Annotated in this window: 14 protein-coding genes; 3 read left to right on the forward strand and 11 right to left on the reverse strand. The window is 69.4% G+C overall.

The window, feature by feature from the left end; all coding sequences use genetic code 11:
• Positions 1–146: 146 nt before the first annotated feature.
• From M4V62_RS18840 to M4V62_RS18860, 5 genes are all read right to left on the reverse strand, one after another.
• A complete protein-coding gene (locus tag M4V62_RS18840; protein ID WP_249588411.1) occupies positions 147–839 on the reverse strand; it encodes a demethylmenaquinone methyltransferase in 693 nt (230 codons plus the stop codon).
• A gap of 225 nt (positions 840–1,064) precedes the next feature.
• Entirely contained in the window at positions 1,065–1,664 is a 600-nt protein-coding gene (locus M4V62_RS18845) for an imidazolonepropionase-like domain-containing protein (RefSeq protein ID WP_249588412.1), read from the reverse strand.
• Between the two features lie 7 nt (positions 1,665–1,671).
• Complete coding sequence (gene mqnC, locus M4V62_RS18850) at positions 1,672–2,871, reverse strand: cyclic dehypoxanthinyl futalosine synthase (protein WP_249588413.1); 1,200 nt, start codon at positions 2,869–2,871, stop codon at positions 1,672–1,674.
• Positions 2,872–2,942: 71 nt separating this feature from the next.
• Positions 2,943–3,668 carry a prepilin peptidase gene (locus tag M4V62_RS18855; RefSeq protein WP_249588414.1) on the reverse strand — a complete coding sequence of 242 codons (726 nt, stop codon included), beginning with the start codon at positions 3,666–3,668 and terminating at the stop codon, positions 2,943–2,945.
• A 97-nt stretch (positions 3,669–3,765) separates the two neighbouring features.
• The gene (locus M4V62_RS18860) at positions 3,766–6,771 is read right to left on the reverse strand and encodes a BTAD domain-containing putative transcriptional regulator (protein WP_249588415.1); all 3,006 of its coding nucleotides are present in this window, start codon (positions 6,769–6,771) and stop codon (positions 3,766–3,768) included.
• A 534-nt stretch (positions 6,772–7,305) separates the two neighbouring features.
• On the opposite strand from M4V62_RS18860, the gene M4V62_RS18865 reads away from it, so the two are divergent.
• The 3 genes from M4V62_RS18865 (at position 7,306) to M4V62_RS18875 (ending at position 9,744) form a co-directional block, all read left to right on the forward strand.
• Positions 7,306–7,938 carry a hypothetical protein gene (locus M4V62_RS18865; protein WP_249592894.1) on the forward strand — a complete coding sequence of 211 codons (633 nt, stop codon included), beginning with the start codon at positions 7,306–7,308 and terminating at the stop codon, positions 7,936–7,938.
• Positions 7,935–9,023: a hypothetical protein gene (locus tag M4V62_RS18870; protein WP_249588416.1), complete on the forward strand. Its 1,089-nt coding sequence runs from the start codon at positions 7,935–7,937 to the stop codon at positions 9,021–9,023. Before M4V62_RS18865 ends, M4V62_RS18870 begins: the two co-directional genes overlap by 4 nt.
• A gap of 370 nt (positions 9,024–9,393) precedes the next feature.
• Positions 9,394–9,744 carry a hypothetical protein gene (locus M4V62_RS18875; protein ID WP_249588417.1) on the forward strand — a complete coding sequence of 117 codons (351 nt, stop codon included), beginning with the start codon at positions 9,394–9,396 and terminating at the stop codon, positions 9,742–9,744.
• A gap of 69 nt (positions 9,745–9,813) precedes the next feature.
• On the opposite strand, the gene M4V62_RS18880 is transcribed toward M4V62_RS18875, so the two are convergent.
• From M4V62_RS18880 to M4V62_RS18905, 6 genes are all read right to left on the reverse strand, one after another.
• On the reverse strand, positions 9,814–10,497 hold the full coding sequence (locus M4V62_RS18880; protein WP_249588418.1) for a hypothetical protein: 684 nt from the start codon (positions 10,495–10,497) through the stop codon (positions 9,814–9,816).
• Positions 10,494–11,144: a hypothetical protein gene (locus M4V62_RS18885; protein WP_249588419.1), complete on the reverse strand. Its 651-nt coding sequence runs from the start codon at positions 11,142–11,144 to the stop codon at positions 10,494–10,496. Before M4V62_RS18885 ends, M4V62_RS18880 begins: the two co-directional genes overlap by 4 nt.
• 101 nt (positions 11,145–11,245) lie before the next feature.
• On the reverse strand, positions 11,246–12,574 hold the full coding sequence (locus M4V62_RS18890) for a putative T7SS-secreted protein (RefSeq protein ID WP_249588420.1): 1,329 nt from the start codon (positions 12,572–12,574) through the stop codon (positions 11,246–11,248).
• Positions 12,571–12,876 carry a DUF6317 family protein gene (locus M4V62_RS18895; protein ID WP_249588421.1) on the reverse strand — a complete coding sequence of 102 codons (306 nt, stop codon included), beginning with the start codon at positions 12,874–12,876 and terminating at the stop codon, positions 12,571–12,573. The genes M4V62_RS18890 and M4V62_RS18895 overlap by 4 nt, the downstream gene beginning before the upstream one ends.
• 37 nt (positions 12,877–12,913) lie before the next feature.
• A complete protein-coding gene (locus M4V62_RS18900; protein WP_249588422.1) occupies positions 12,914–13,972 on the reverse strand; it encodes a hypothetical protein in 1,059 nt (352 codons plus the stop codon).
• The gene (locus M4V62_RS18905; RefSeq protein ID WP_249588423.1) at positions 13,969–14,586 is read right to left on the reverse strand and encodes a hypothetical protein; all 618 of its coding nucleotides are present in this window, start codon (positions 14,584–14,586) and stop codon (positions 13,969–13,971) included. The genes M4V62_RS18900 and M4V62_RS18905 overlap by 4 nt, the downstream gene beginning before the upstream one ends.
• Between the last annotated feature and the right edge of the window lie 187 nt (positions 14,587–14,773).

The raw sequence follows: 14,773 nt of genomic DNA on the forward strand, positions 1-14,773 counted from the left end.
CTTCGCATCGACCCGCCGCGTCGGCGGAGTCGTATCACAACGGACACATCTTGCCCGGCGGCTGGTTCCCGTCAACTCGGTTCACAACGCAGGATTCTGCGCACTCCCGGTCCAGGCGCGGAAAGGGCGCAGGAAAGAGCGCAGGCCTAGGCCTTGAACCCCCGGTGCAGGGCCACGACCCCACCCGTCAGATTCCGCCACGCCACCTTCGACCAGCCCGCGTCCTGCAACCGCGCGGCCAGCGTCGGCTGGTCCGGCCAGGAGCGGATGGACTCCGCGAGGTAGACGTACGCGTCGGGGTTGGAGGAGACCGTGCGCGCGACCGGCGGCAGCGCCCGCATCAGGTACTCCTCGTAGACCGTGCGGAACGGCGCCCACGTCGCGTGCGAGAACTCGCAGATGACGACCCGGCCGCCGGGCTTCGTCACGCGGTACATCTCCCGCAGCGCCTCGTCCGTCTCGTGGACGTTGCGCAGGCCGAAGGAGATCGTGACGGCGTCGAACGTGTCGTCCTTGAACGGCAGCTTCGTCGCGTCCCCTGCCGTGAACGGCATCCAGGGGTGGCGGCCCTTGCCGACCTGGAGCATGCCGAGCGAGAAGTCGCAGGGCACGACGTACGCGCCCGCCCGCGCGAAGGGCTGCGACGAGGTGGCGGTCCCCGCGGCGAGGTCGAGGACCTTCTGCGCGGGCCGCGCGTCGACGGCCTTCGCGACCTCCTTGCGCCACAGCCGGGCCTGCCCGAGCGACAGCACGTCGTTCGTGAGGTCGTACCGTTCCGCCACGTCGTCGAACATCGAGGCGACTTCGTGCGGCTGCTTGTCCAGGGAGGCTCGGGTCACCCGGCCATTGTGTCAGGCCGGGCTTCTGCCTTGGCCGCGGCCCGCCTCGCCTGCGGCGGGCACTTCGCCTGCGGCGGGCACTTCGCCTGCGGCGGGCACTTCGCCTGCGGCGGGCACTTCGCCTGCGGCGGGCTTTGCGCGGAAGCGTCTGCCAGGTGCGGCTGCCTGGCGGGTGCGGGTTCCTTGTGGTTGCTCGCGCAGTTCCCCGCGCCCCTTACGGGGCCCTCAGCGGGCTCGGTACACCAGGCGTCCGCCCATCACCGTCGCCACGCATGTCGCCGTGCCCTGTCGTACCAGCTCCGCGCGGTCGGGTACGTCGAAGACCGCGAAGCGGGCCGGGGCACCCTCCCTCAGGGGTGGCAGCAGGACCAGTGGGGTCGGTGACAGGGACACCGGGCCCGGCAGCCGCTCGGGTCGCCGGCCGATCGCCAGGCCCGCCCTGCGGACGGTGTCGATGACGGGCCGGGCTTTCAGTTCGCCCGCGACGGCCACCGTGCCGTGCGCGAAGAGCCGCTGCACGCCGCGTCGCGCGCTGGCGCCCAGACGGGACGGATCGGCGCGGAAGACGGCCCGCGCGCGCTCCCCGCCGATGGGCTGCGTGCCGAACTCGTCGGCCTCGCGCGGGTCGGGGTGGTAGGTGCCTTCGAGGATCTCGGGGCCGTACGGATTGAGCAGACCCGGCAGGAGGATGCCGGGCCAGCGCCGTACGCGGGCAGCGGGGTGCGCCGCGGCCAATTCCTCGTAGGGGCCGACGGCGGCGATGACCGCCCCGTCGACCAGGACCGCCGCCTCGGGGGTCCCATCGGCGACGTGAAGTGTGCGCACAGTTGCCTCAGTTGGAAGCGAGGAGCTTCAGCTCGGGGTGGGCCGTGCCGCCCTCGATCGCCGTGGACGAGATGTGCGAGGCGACGCGGTCGTCGGTCGGGTCGTTCGCCGGGTCGTCGTGCACGACGAGGTGCTCGTACGTCGTGGCGCGCTGGGCCGGGACGCGGTCCGCGCTGCGGATCATGTCGATCATGTCGCGCAGGTTGTTGCGGTGCTTGGCACCGGCGGAGGAGACGACGTTCTCCTCCAGCATCACCGAGCCGAGGTCGTCAGCGCCGTAGTGCAGGGTGAGCTGGCCGGCCTCCTTGCCGGTGGTCAGCCAGGAACCCTGGATGTGGGCCACGTTGTCGAGGAAGATCCGCGAGATCGCGATCATGCGGATGTACTCGAAGATGCTGGCCTGCGTCCGGCCCTTGAGGTGGTTGTTCTCGGGCTGGTACGTGTACGGGATGAAGGCCCGGAAGCCGCCGGTCCTGTCCTGGGTGTCGCGGATCATCCGCAGGTGCTCGATGCGCTCGGCGTTGGTCTCGCCCGTGCCCATGAGCATCGTGGACGTCGACTCGACGCCGAGCCCGTGGGCGATCTCCATGATCTCCAGCCAGCGCTCGCCGCTCTCCTTGAGCGGGGCGATCGCCTTGCGCGGGCGGGCCGGGAGCAGCTCGGCGCCCGCGCCGGCGAAGGAGTCGAGCCCGGCGGCGTGGATGCGCTGGATGGCCTCCTCGGCGGAGACCTTCGAGATGCGGGCCATGTGCTCGACCTCGGAGGCGCCGAGGGAGTGGATGACCAGCTGGGGGTAGGCCTTCTTGATCGCGGAGAAGTGCTCTTCGTAGTACTCGACGCCGAAGTCCGGGTGGTGCCCGCCCTGGAACATGACCTGCGTGCCACCGAGCTCGACGGTCTCGGCGCAGCGCCGCAGGATGTCGTCGAGGTCGCGCGTCCAGCCCTTCTTGGTGTCCTTCGGTGCGGCGTAGAAGGCGCAGAACTTGCAGGCGGTCACACACACGTTGGTGTAGTTGATGTTCCGCTCGATGATGTACGTCGCGATGTGCTCGGTCCCGGCGTACCGGCGGCGGCGGATGGCGTCGGCGGCGGCGCCGAGCGCGTGCAGCGGGGCATCGCGGTAGAGGTCGAGCGCCTCTTCGGCGCTGATCCGCCCACCTGCGGCGGCACGGTCGAGGACGGACTGAAGGTCGGCCTTCTCGGTCACCGGGGCGTCCCTTTCGTAAGGGTTCTGGACGGACCGATCCAGCGTACGCCAGCCCTTTCGGCCGCCCGACGTCAGGCGGCGTACGCCCCGAAGAGCAGCCCCACGAACGCCCCGCCGATCAGGAAGGGCCCGAACGGGATCGCCGTCTTGCGCCCGGCGCGGCGCGCGATGACCAGCACTGTCCCGTACAGGGCGGCGAGCAGGAACCCGGCGAAGGTGCCGAGCAGCACCGCGCCCCAGCCGTACCAGCCCAGGACGGCCCCCAGACCGAGCGCGAGCTTCACGTCCCCGAAGCCCATGCCGTTCGGGCTGATGAGGAAGAGCACGAAGTACGCACCGCCGAGCCCGAGCGCCCCGTACAGCGCGTGCGCCCAGGAGCCGCCGTGCTCAGGCAGCAGCGCGGCGCCCGCGAGGAGGGCGAGCGCGGCTGCGGCGAGCGGAAGAGTCAGCACGTCGGGCAGCCGGTGCACACCGAAGTCGACGACGGCGAGCAGGACCCCGAAGGGCGCGAGCACCAGCCAGACGGCCAGCTCGGGCCGCGGGCCTGTGGCGGCGGCGAGGGCGGCGCAGACGAGGGCGGTGGCGAGGGCGACGGTCGGGGTGCGGGGGCCGAAGCGGTCGCCTTGCGGGCACCGCGCGAGCCCGACCCAGCCGCCCAGGGGGTGCCCGTCTGGGCAGCTGTCCCGCCATGCCTCGTCGGGCGGCACGGAGAGCCGGTAGACGGCACGGGGGACGAGCAGCCCGGCGGCGGCGCCCCAGAGGGCGCTGCCGACGACGACGTACAACAGCGGGTCCAACGGTCACCCTCTAGATGCGGAGATACGGGTGGGTGGGTGGGAGAGGTCCGCCGCGAAGCGGCGGCCTCGAAACGCCCCACCCTCCGCAGCGAAAGAACTACCCCACGGCGGTGAGGCCACTGCGCCAGGTAGGAAGCAGCTCGTCCAGCAAGGCTTCCGTACGCGGCGGCACGCCCCGCGCCCCACTCCGGGCGACGAGATCGGCAGCCACCTGCTGAAGGCGCCCCGGGTCACCCACCGCATGCGTGGCCCGCAGCAACTCGTTCCAGAGCCGCTCATCCCCCGGAGAAGAGTTCAGCGCGGCGTTCAGCGCCTCGATGGCCTTCTCCGCGCGCCCCTTCTCCAGGTGGAACTCGGAGAGGGCGAGCCCGATGTCGGCGACGAGCAGCGGCAGCTGCGCGTCGATGATCTCGTGCGTGAGCCACGCGTACCGCCCCTGCGGCCGGTCCGCGAGCAGCGGCCCGCGCACGAGCACCAGGGCATCGGTGAGCATCCGCCCGCGCACGGCCCGGCTGTTGGCCCCGCGCCCCTGAGTCGCCTCGTGGTACAGCGACCGCAGGACGTCCAGGTCGGAGACCACGGACTTGGCGAGCGTGAGCCGCCCGCTCCGGTCGGCCGAAAGGCGCGGCGACCCGTCGGGCTCGGTGCCGAGCCACTCCCGCAGCCGCTCGACGAGCGCGTCGCGCACGTCCTCGGTGACACCGCGCGGCCACAGCGCGGAGGAGAGCACCCGCGGGTGCACGCCCTCGCGGTGCAGCAGGAGCAGCGCCAGGGCCTCGTGCATCAGCGGGCTGCGCTCGCCGTCCGGAGTGTCGAGGCCGATGATCTCGTACGTACCGACGAGGCGCGCGTACACCGCGGGCCGCCCCTGCTCGGTGACGTCGACGAGGAACGGCGGAGTCGCGGCCACACGACCGGAACCGGCGGAACCGGCGGAACCTGCGGTCCCGCCCTCCCCCGGGTCCGCGTCGAGGAAGAGCTCCACGACGGCCCGCTGCTGGGCCTCGGGCAGCGCCTGCGCCTCCAGCTCGAGGCCGAGCAGCGGGGCGAGGAGCTTGCCCTCGGGGGTGATCTCCATCTCCCAGGCGGCGCCCGGCAGGTCACCGGACTCGGTGCCGACGAGGTACCCGATGCCCAACCGGCTCGCGTCGGCGGCCAGTTCGGCGAGCTTCACGGCATCGTCCCCGGTGGGCTCGGCGGCGAGCAGCACCAGGTGCGGGGCCCAGCGGGTGTGCTGGGCGGGCCCCGTACGGCCGGTGAGCACGGAGTCGTGACCGGCCGCTCCGAGCGCCCCACGGCGCTGCCGCGTCTCGGCCTCCATCGTCTCGATCAGCGCCTCGATGTCGTCGAGGTGCCGCAGACGGTTGGGCGCGAGCGGCGTCAGGTCCTGTCCGAAGCCGACGAGGGTGATGGTCATGCGGTCGGACCAGCCGTTGGTGGCCAGCTCGGCGGCGACGGAGGCGAAGACGGCGGCACGGTCGGCCTCGCGCCCGCTCAGCGAGACGACACCGGGTACGGCTTCGAGGTTGAGCAGCAGCCGCGAGTCGTCGAGCGTTCCCAGACTCACCAGGCCCGGGTAGGGAGCGGCGGTGTCCACGTCCTCGTACTGCTCGGCGTCGGTGCGCGCCAGCATCCAGAACGTCTGGTCCTGCCCCAACTGCCAGGGGGCGGGCGGGCGTCCGGCGGGCTGGGCGAGCTGGAGGTGCAGGTCACCGCCGCTGAGCCAGGCCGCGTACACGGTGGGAAGGGCCCGGGACTCCTCGGCGAGCGAGGCGGCGAGCCCCCGCAGGGACAGATCGAGAAGCCGTACGCCCTCGGGGTCGGCCCCCACGAGCAGCGCGTCCATCGCGTCGGCCGCGCCGCCGGTCGGCGTCGGCGGCTCCATGCCGCGACGACCGCCGATGGCACCCATGGCGGACTGCCACAGCGCGTGACGCCGACGGCGGCCGAGCGCGCCGAGCAGTCCGGCGGCGAGGAGCGGGGCGCCGATGAGGGCCTCGGGCAGCCCGAAGGAAAATCCTTCGGACTCGCTGCCGCTGCTGGCGACGGGAGCCTCCTGCTGCCCCTGTCCACCGCCCTCGGAGGGCCGCTGCTCGGGAATGGTGATGTGCGCGGTGTCGCGATCGACTGAGCCGGAGCCGGAGCCGCCTTGCTGACCGCCGCCCTGCTCCTTGGCGCCGCCGCCCTGCTGGTGGTCGCCGGACTTGGCGTAGTCGGAGATCTGCTCCTTCACGTCCTGCGAGACCTTGGGCGCCTCGTCGGGCATCTCGACGAGCTCGCCGCCGTGCGCGTCCGCGGGCATCTCCATGATCCAGCCGGGCCGGATGAGGCTGGCCTCGGACAACCGCGAGCCGTCGGGCTGCTCACGGTCCTTGTTGAGCTGGTAGATCTCCTTGTACCGGCGTCCGTCGCCCAGGTGCCGCTCGGCGATCTCCCACATGGAGTCGTGATGGCGTCCTTCGGGCGGCTGGATCCGGTAGTACTTCGTGTCCTCGCTCTTGCTCCCATCCGCATGGGCGGCCGCCTGCTCGGCCTGCTCGGCGACGGCACTTGCGGCGCTCCCTGCCTGCTCCTGCCCGAAGAGACCGCCGGGGGTCTGCTGAGCGGAAGCGGCGGACGCGGGCTTCTGGTTCCCCTCCAACGACTGCCCGAACTGCGAGAGCCCCGGCGCGAAGCTGGCGGCGGTCGCGCCCACCAGGAGCAGGGCGGCGACGAGTTGCCGGGCGAGGAGCTGGCTGCCGCCGGCGCCGGGAATGCGGCCCGGCATGCCGACACCGGAGAGCGCGGCCTTGACCTCGACCAGCACACAGGCGGTGAACTGGGCCCAGGCGAGCCAGACGACGACGGTCAGTACGTTGATGAACGTCCCGACCGTGATCTCCTGCTGCAACCAGTCCAGCGAGGGCGCACCGCCCGGAAGCGGCCACCCCACGGCGTACGCGAGGGCGCCAGGCACGCCGAAGACCAGCGCGGCCAGCGCGACGAAGGCGAGGAACGCCTTGACGAAGTCCCCGAACGTACGTCGACGCCGGGGCAGCGGCTGCGGCGTCCGATTCCGTGGAGCCGACGGGCCGCCTGTCGAACTTGAAGTGGTGCGCGCCATGGCGGGTGTCCTGATGTCCTCTGGGAGGGAGCGGATGGGGATGAGCGGTGGGCAGGGGTCTTCAACGGTCTTCGGGAGTGTGCAGCGGTCTTTGCGCTGAGCGTACTGAGGCGATGGTACGGAAGGGGCCGAAGGTCAGACAGGGGAATCCGGGGGCAACGGCCCTCAAGGGGCTTCTCCAGGTGCCCGTTTAAGCCCGAGTTGCACCGTAAGTGCAACTCTCCTTGCACGCTTCCCGCCCGATCCGGCCCGTTCCAACCCTGCGATTGACCACCTGGCGGGGGCATTCGTCCGGCATTCACGCCCCCTCGTCACAGTTCCGGCACGGATTCGCTGCGCCCACGTAGCACTTGAGGACCGTTCGCTTCCGTCATCACGCGGGGCGCGAGAACCTTCACAGGGCCCACCAGTGCTGGTAACCCACGGCTGGTAGCGTCGCCCGGCTCCATTCTCTCCTGCACACATACCTGACTCTGCCGAACTGCCGAACTGCCGAACGAACTCTGGGGGACTGCAATCGTGGCCCGTCGCACAATGCCCATCGTGACCGCGCTGGTGACGGGCGCGGCTCTGCTTCTCACTGCCTGTGGGGGCGGTGGGAGTGATGACGCCTCGGACAAGATCGAGGGGGCGGGCGGCGGCTCGGAGAAGTCGAAGACTTCGGCTCCCGCGAAGCCCGGTGCGCCGGACGTCAGTCTCCCGGGAGACCTGAAGGTCGAATTCGGCTCGTCGAAGTCGTCCGACCCGCGTCACGCGGCGGCCCAGGAAAACGCCGAGAACTACATCCGGGCCCTCAACCACGGGATCACCGCGCAGGACCCCAAGGATCCGGCGTACCAGTTCTATTCGCTGGGCAACGCCACCCGCTACGCGCAGAAGCAGATCAAGTCGTGGGTGGACGACAAATGGACCGCCACCGGAACAGACAGCTACTACCGCACCAAGACCGACAAGGTGGGCACGGCCGGTGTGCTCGTCACCATGTGCCGCGACCAGAGCAAGTTCTACGGCAAGAACGTCGAGACCAAGAAGATCAGGTACACGAAGCCGAGTCTCGACGACTACCAGGAATTCCGTCTCCTCATGAAGCAGCCCAAGGGTTCGGAGAAGATCTGGAAGGTGCTGCAGATCGAGGTCGAGGGCCGAGTGAAGGAGTGCCGGCGATGACATCCTCACGCCGTGCCGTGCGATGGTCCGCGGCATGCGCGGCGACGGCCGTGCTGTGGTCGGCCGGCGCCGCCCACGCGGCAGGACCCGGGGACAACACCACCCAGCCACCGTCCAGCGAGAAGCCGAGCGGCGGTTCCGACAAGAAGGGCACCCTGTCGGCCGGGGTCTCCTCGATCCAGCTCTCGTACCCCTCCGGCGGCGACAGCGGCGGCAAGAAGGGCAACCTCGCCCCGATCGACCCCAACTGGGAGCCCCCCGCCTGCTGGTACGAACCGGCCTTCACCTCCGCGGAGCTCAAGGAGTTCGTGGACAAGGACGGCGGCGGCGACGTGGGCATTCACGAGTCCTGGTGGGGCAAGGGCCTGTGGACCGACCACTACCGCGACGGCAAGCCGGCCGACAACTTCGACCTGCACGCGGACTCGAACAGCCAGGCCGACGGCTACAAGGACTACAACGAGGGCAAGGACGGCCGTTTCTGGCGGGGCGTCGCGCCCGACGACTCGGACCCCAAGTCCTGGGACTGCGGCCGGATCATGTTCTGGGTCGACGCGAACGAGATCCCGGACGACCCGAACGCCCCCACGCCGAAGATGCTCGCCGAGTACGCGTACGACAAGGTCAAGGTCCCGGAAACCAAGGTGGAGCTGAAGCCCGAGGCCAAGTCGACGGTGAATCTGCCCACTTGGGCCTGGCTGGACAAGGGCACCTTCAAGGACGTCAAGGTCCGCGCGGAGCTCCCGAACACCCCGCTCTGGGCGGAGACCACGGCCAAGCCGAAGAGCCTGCACCTGGAACCGGGCACGGCCGACGCGGAAACCTTCCCGGCATCGGGCGAATGCGAGATCAACGACGACGGCAGCATCGGCACGCCCTACGCCAAGGGCAAGACAAAACAGGATCCGCCGTGCGGCATCAAGTACCTCCGCGCCACCGACGGAAAGCCGTACCAGCTGAAGGCCTCCATCACCTGGGAAATCTCCTGGGAAGGCACGGGAGGCACGGGCGAGACAATGCCTGACGGCACCTTCGAGACGACCCAGGACATGGACGTACAGGAAGTCCAGTCGATCAACCGCTGAGGTGCTGGCCAATTCGCCGAGCGGGGGGGTGACGCAGGGATGGCGACACCGGATTCCGACGTAACGGGAACCTACGGTTCATTCACAAAGGCGCTTCAATTCCCCTCATATTTCCCCTTGCTCGTATCGGTCCTCTGCCAGGGGACGGACCGAGCGAATTCAGGAGTGGACCAGCCCGACCTGCTGGTCACGACAGGGGACGGTTTCGTCGCGGCTGCTCTCGACCCCGAGGAATGGCGTTGACCGAGATTCACCCGCGGGGTTTGACTGTTGACGGGGCGGACAGGAACAGCAGGCAGCTCACGCCTCACGGGCCACGCGATATCGTCGCTTCCCGGCAGCGGGACGCGGAGAGCTACGCAAGGGGGACATGACCATGGCCGGTAAGGGCAAGAGCGACCTCGCGCTTCCGCTGAGCGACCTTGAGGACTACGGGAGCAGGCTCCGGTCCGTCAAGGACAGGATGAACCGCACGAAGAAGACCTTCGAGTCCTACAAGGACGACATCGGCGACGGCGGCGTGTACGACGCGCTCGAGGACTTCGAGTCCAACTGGGAGGACGGCCGCGAGGACATCACCCAGCAGCTGACCGCGCTGGCGGACATGTCCGACGCGGTCGTACGGGAGTTCAAGAAGCTGGACGACAAGCTGGCGAAGGATGTCTCCGAAGGTGTGAAGGAGAAGGGCGGCAAGGGGAAGGGCAAGGGAGAGGGCGACTAGCAGGCCGCCCTCTCAGGCGTCCGTCCCACTCCTCCAATCCCCTCCCCCCCAGCCCCCACCATCCGGGGGTCACGTCTTGCTTGATCCACCCTCAAGTGGACTCTCGAAGCTGACGAGTTCCGTGATCTGACGCAGCAGCGCCCGGTACTCCTCGCGGCGCGCCGCGGCCGCCGTGCTCAGAGTGAGGACCGCCAAGCGCTTGCCCGTCGGATGCGGAAGGTGGGCGTGGAGCTGGAGCAAGGGTCCTCGGCTCGGTGGTAGGCCGGCCGCGGGGGCCGGGGCCCGGAGGGTTTCGCTGAGGGTGACCGGGCCGCACGCCAGGTCGGCGTACTCGATGCGGGTGTGGTGGGCGGCGGTGGCTACGGCCCGGGCGGCGGCGAAGGAGCGCGGGGACCACGCCGTGTCTCGCCAGGTGATCGTGAAGAGGGAGAGAAGAGGACTGCCGTCGCCGTTCTCCGTGTCATCACGGTGCAGTCCGATTGAGCTGTGGACTGTGCCGACTTCCCGTAGGGCCAGCAGGAGTTGTTGGGCTGTGGCCAGTTGGGCGGTGAGAGCCTGCCGGGTCGTGGAGTTCGGAGCCGCCTCGAGGAGTCGGGCAATGGCGACGTGGCGCTGGCTTGCGGCGGCGGTGCCGGGGGAGGCGAGAAGCTCGGCGATCGGGACGTGGGTGAAGCCAGCGGGGAGCGCGAACCAGATCGCCGTGTCATGGGCATGGACGGAATCGTGGAGCGTGAAGTGGGGGACCTTGTTCATGAGTTGTTCTGATCAGCCTGTTCAGGGTCGCGGTTCCGCGAGTTGCGAGGGTGCGGGACCGGGTCGGGCAGCCTGGCCCCGGCGCGGCGCGCACGCTCAAGAGCTGCGGGGCTCACGTCCCATCCAGCGGTGTCTGCACGCCTGTTGAGGGCGGTTCGCTGATAGAGCACGTGCATGCGCTTGGGGGCCTTGGCGTTGCGCCCCGGTGCGGCGACCACGGCAAGAAAGCGTGGGTCTCCGGCAAACCAGAGGGGTTCGATCTCGGCCTTCAGCCGCGGGTCGGTACGAGGACCGCCGATCCGCCTGAGCCACCAGTACTGACGGCCATGGACGAGGAACACCAAAGGGATCTTTTCCTCCGGGTTCTCCGGGTTGCGGAGCTCGAACCACATTCCGTCGTCCTGGGCCTCAGGATGCTTCGCCAGGCCACGGGGAACGTCGGCGAGGACCTGCCAGGGGTACTGCCACAAGATCCGCTGCATGCGTACGGCTGCGGGGAAGTACCCCTTGAGCTGGAGGTAGACACGGTAGGGCGCGTAGAGGAAGTACGGCATGAAGATCCACACAACCCAGTTGGGCGTGTTCGTGGAGATGCCGAGAAGCGCAATCCACCCGCCGATCCAGCCGAGAAGGCCGACGACGTTCATGACCATGTGCTGGAACCAGGCTCGACGTGTCGGTGGATGGTCCCAGGCTGTGGAGTGATCCGTGAGGTTCATCGGAGATGTCTCTCTTCAGGGGGAGTTGGTCAGGGAAAGGCATGGCGGGCGAGATCGATGAGTCCGCCGCTGTCGAGGCCGAGCCGCACACCGTCCACCCCGGTGGTACCACCCGCGGCCGTGTCGCTTTCGAGTGCCTCCGCAGCGCCGGCGGCCAGCCCGTAACCCGCTGTGGCCACACCGAGCGAACCGGACGTCACCTCGACGACACTCCCGGCCTTCTCGGCATCCGCTGCGCCGCGCACGGTGAACTCCAGGAACGGGTTGCCCAGACGGGAGATGGCACGTGCCTCGTCCACGGTCTTGGTCCCGACGGTGGTCAGCCGCTGCCCGAGGGTGACGACTTCAGCCCCTCCGCTGAGGCTGCGTACAGCACCAGCACCTCCCTTGACCACGGCGCTGAGCCCAGGTGCCATGCCGACCACATCGCTCGTCACCCCGACGGCATTGCTCCAGAAGTCGGAGTCCATCTCTGACTTGGTGACGCCGTCCCAAAGGGATTGCCGCACCGCCGGATCCGAGACCCGCAACGCGACTGCCCCCGCACTCAACGCCCCCGCCACCAACAACAGAACCGCAGCCGCAACCCCACCCGTGACCACGAACAGCGCGACCAACCCCACCACCCCCGCCACGAAGCTGAGGATGTCCGGCAGGTTCTCCGTCAGCCACTCGCCGATCTCCTCGAAGAGACCCGGCTCCTTGGGGGCCAGCTTCCGTGTCGCGTCGCGGATCTTGCGTGCCCTGTGGCCCGCCTTCTCCTCGTGCTCCGAGGCCAGCCGCCGCGCCTTGCCGAGGATGCGGTCGAGCTCGGCCCTGGCTTCGTCGGCCTTGTCGTTGGCTCGCTTCAGGGCGGCCTTGCGGTCATCAGCCCCGTCCGGGACCTCGGAGACCCGCCCCTGCGCCGCCTCCACCGCGGCCCTGGCGTCCTTCGCGTCCTCGTTCAGGAGCCGCGCGCGCCGTTGGAACTCGTCGAGCTCGTCGTGCCAACGCCAAAGCTGCTTGGCCGCCTTCGTCAGCGAGTGCGCCGCGTTCTTGAGGTTTAGGGGCAGCGGACCCCCGTCGATCTGCTCGCGGAAGGCGACCGCCGCGTCGCCCTCCCAGTAGCTGCCGGCCATGAGCTTGGTGACCTGGCCGTGGGTGTCGTCCAGGACCTTGGCGCAGCTCGCCAGCTTCTTGTGCAGGGAGCGCACGGTGTCGGGACTACCGGGTACGGGGTTGAAGCCCAGCGCCGGGTAGGCGGGGTTCGGGATGTGGGGCGCGGACTTCAGGCCCTGGGGCTTGGTCAGGTCGTCCAGGGTGCCGTGGTTCGACGAGGCGGGCGGGTGCGGCGTCTCCTGCCCCGGTGCGTACGTCATCCTTTGCCCCTCCTCGCCTTCTCCAGCGCCTCCGCCAGGGCCTTGTCGACCTCCTCGTAGCTGTCCTTGCTCTGGCCGATGATCTTCGCGAGGTCCTCGGTCTGCGCCCCGATCTCCTCCGCCCCGTACTTCCAGTCCGACTGGAAGTCCTCGCAGGCACAGTCGAGATCGTCGGTGCCGAGGCCGGTGATGGTCGCGTTGCTCAGGGCCTTGCGGAGGCCCTTCAGGGAGTCGGCGGATCTGTTCAACAGCTTCATGAAGTGGGCGAGTTCGTCGCCGTCGGTCTTGAGCTTGTCGGCCATGGAGGGCTCCTGCGGCTCCCGGACTTGAGCGGTGGGGTCAGCGGTTCACTGACTGGATCTCCTGTACGGGGATCCGCTGGGTCGCTCCGAAGGAGCCGGACGGCAGCCCGCCGCCCTCCCCCGTGCTGCTGGACCAGCGGATCTTCCAGGTGAGGGTGGCCCGGAGGGCGTACGTCTCGTTTGCTGCCGTGGAGCGCAAGTACGTCACCCCGCACGGCGGCGCCGTCTCCGCCTTGCCCCGCGCGTACGGCTCACCGATGCCGCCGCCCTTGCGGGGCGCGCAGCCGCCCGACGCGGGGAAGCGGGTCGCGTCAGGTGTGCCGGGGTCGATGTGCAGGGACTCGGGCTCGGCCGTCGTCGTCGCCGAGAGGCCCGTGCCGGGCAGGCTCGCGGTGACGGAGATCTTCTTGAACCTGCCCTCGTCCAGCCAGACCCAGGTCGGCAGGTTCACCGTGGACCTGGCCCTCGGGGCCATCTTGATCTCCGTTCCGGGGACGGGGAGTTCGTCGTACGCGTACTGGGCGAGGATCTCCGGCGAGGCCGCCATGGGCTCGGCCGGGGTCTGCCCCTCGTCCACCCAGAAGGGCTGCCGGTCGCACGACGTCGCCTCGGGGTCGTCCTGCCGGTTCGGGTTGATCACCGACGCCCAGAAAATTCCCTCTCCTTGCTTGGAGAGGTTGTAGTTCTTGTAGGGGTGGCCGTCCTTGTAGCGGTGCTCCAGCGCGGCGCTGATGACGTGTCCGATCCCGCCGACAAGCGGAGCATTCACCCCGAAGGCCCGCCACGCCTTGACGGTGCTCTCGATCTCCTTCGGCGAGAAGGCGGGCTCGTACCAGCAGGCAGGAGGCGTCCAGGCCACACCGACCGGGGAGGGCGAGCCGGTGGCGGAGGCGTGGTCCGTGCCACCGCCGTGAACCGAGGTCCGCACACGGGTCTGCGCGGTGATGACGCGGCCGCTCGCACCGCCTTTCACCTCGCTGCCGGCTCCTCCGTGACTGGTGCGATCGGCCCAGGCCGACGGTGCCGCCGCCTGCGACGAGATCAGCAATGTGGTGCAGATGGTGAGCGCGACGGCTGCGGCGCGGTGACCGTTCATGGGCGGCAGGCCTTGCTGCCTCGCTCCGAAACGCTCTTGGTGACCTGCCACACGCCCTTGGCGTTCTTCCTCAGCCGGTCGTTGTAGAAGACGTACGAATCCTCGGTGACCGGGGTGACGTTGGTCTTCTTCGTCTTGAGGTCCTTGGTGTACCCCTTGGACTCGTCCCCGCAGTACGTGAGCCCGACTGAACCGTCTTCGCCGAACGTGACCCGCCGATCGACGTAGCGCACCGTCCCCGTCACCGTGTTGCCTTCCTTGACGAAGCCGCCGATCCATTCCACCGAGTCCAGGTAGGCCGAGCCCTTGCTGTAGAAGGCCACCGCCTTGGACTTCGGCTTCTGATCGCCGATCGCCTCGTCCACGGCACGCAAGTACTCGGCGTTGTCACGCAGTACCGCGTCCGTCCTCGCATCGCCCGTCTCCTGCGGATCGAAGACGAGTTGATCGCCTTCCGGGAGTGTGATCCTGGGGCGCGCGATCCCGTCGCCGGGGGCGGCGGACGCCTTGGTCGGCGCTTTCTCCGCCCCCTGGCCCACGCCCGGGATCTCGTCGGAGCCCTGCGGCTCCGCTCCCCCGCCGCACCCCACCACCAACAGCGCGACAGCACACACCCACGGCAATCCAACCCTCGTACGCACCCGGCCCTACCTCCTGTACCTCCCGCAAAGGGGAACAGGCGGTAAAACCCCACGCCCCCACCGAAGGTCACCGCAAGATCGAAGCTCCGCAGAGTGAAAGTCGGATGAGTGGGATGACCCCTCATGTGGACAGCGCTCCGAGACCGCCCATGGCATCCGC

Origin of the sequence: Streptomyces durmitorensis, from assembly GCF_023498005.1 — a bacterium.
In the GTDB taxonomy this organism is placed as follows: Bacteria; Actinomycetota; Actinomycetes; order Streptomycetales; family Streptomycetaceae; genus Streptomyces; species Streptomyces durmitorensis.

What these genes read in the sequence shown, in the direction of transcription:
- M4V62_RS18860 (WP_249588415.1), bottom strand. Translation starts at nt 6,771, where the DNA reads ATGGCGCGCACCACTTCAAGTTCGACAGGCGGCCCGTCGGCTCCACGG.
- M4V62_RS18865 (WP_249592894.1), top strand. Translation starts at nt 7,306, where the DNA reads ATGCCCATCGTGACCGCGCTGGTGACGGGCGCGGCTCTGCTTCTCACT.
- M4V62_RS18870 (WP_249588416.1), top strand. Translation starts at nt 7,935, where the DNA reads ATGACATCCTCACGCCGTGCCGTGCGATGGTCCGCGGCATGCGCGGCG.
- M4V62_RS18875 (WP_249588417.1), top strand. Translation starts at nt 9,394, where the DNA reads ATGACCATGGCCGGTAAGGGCAAGAGCGACCTCGCGCTTCCGCTGAGC.
- M4V62_RS18880 (WP_249588418.1), bottom strand. Translation starts at nt 10,497, where the DNA reads ATGAACAAGGTCCCCCACTTCACGCTCCACGATTCCGTCCATGCCCAT.
- M4V62_RS18885 (WP_249588419.1), bottom strand. Translation starts at nt 11,144, where the DNA reads ATGAACGTCGTCGGCCTTCTCGGCTGGATCGGCGGGTGGATTGCGCTT.
- M4V62_RS18890 (WP_249588420.1), bottom strand. Translation starts at nt 12,574, where the DNA reads ATGACGTACGCACCGGGGCAGGAGACGCCGCACCCGCCCGCCTCGTCG.
- M4V62_RS18895 (WP_249588421.1), bottom strand. Translation starts at nt 12,876, where the DNA reads ATGGCCGACAAGCTCAAGACCGACGGCGACGAACTCGCCCACTTCATG.
- M4V62_RS18900 (WP_249588422.1), bottom strand. Translation starts at nt 13,972, where the DNA reads ATGAACGGTCACCGCGCCGCAGCCGTCGCGCTCACCATCTGCACCACA.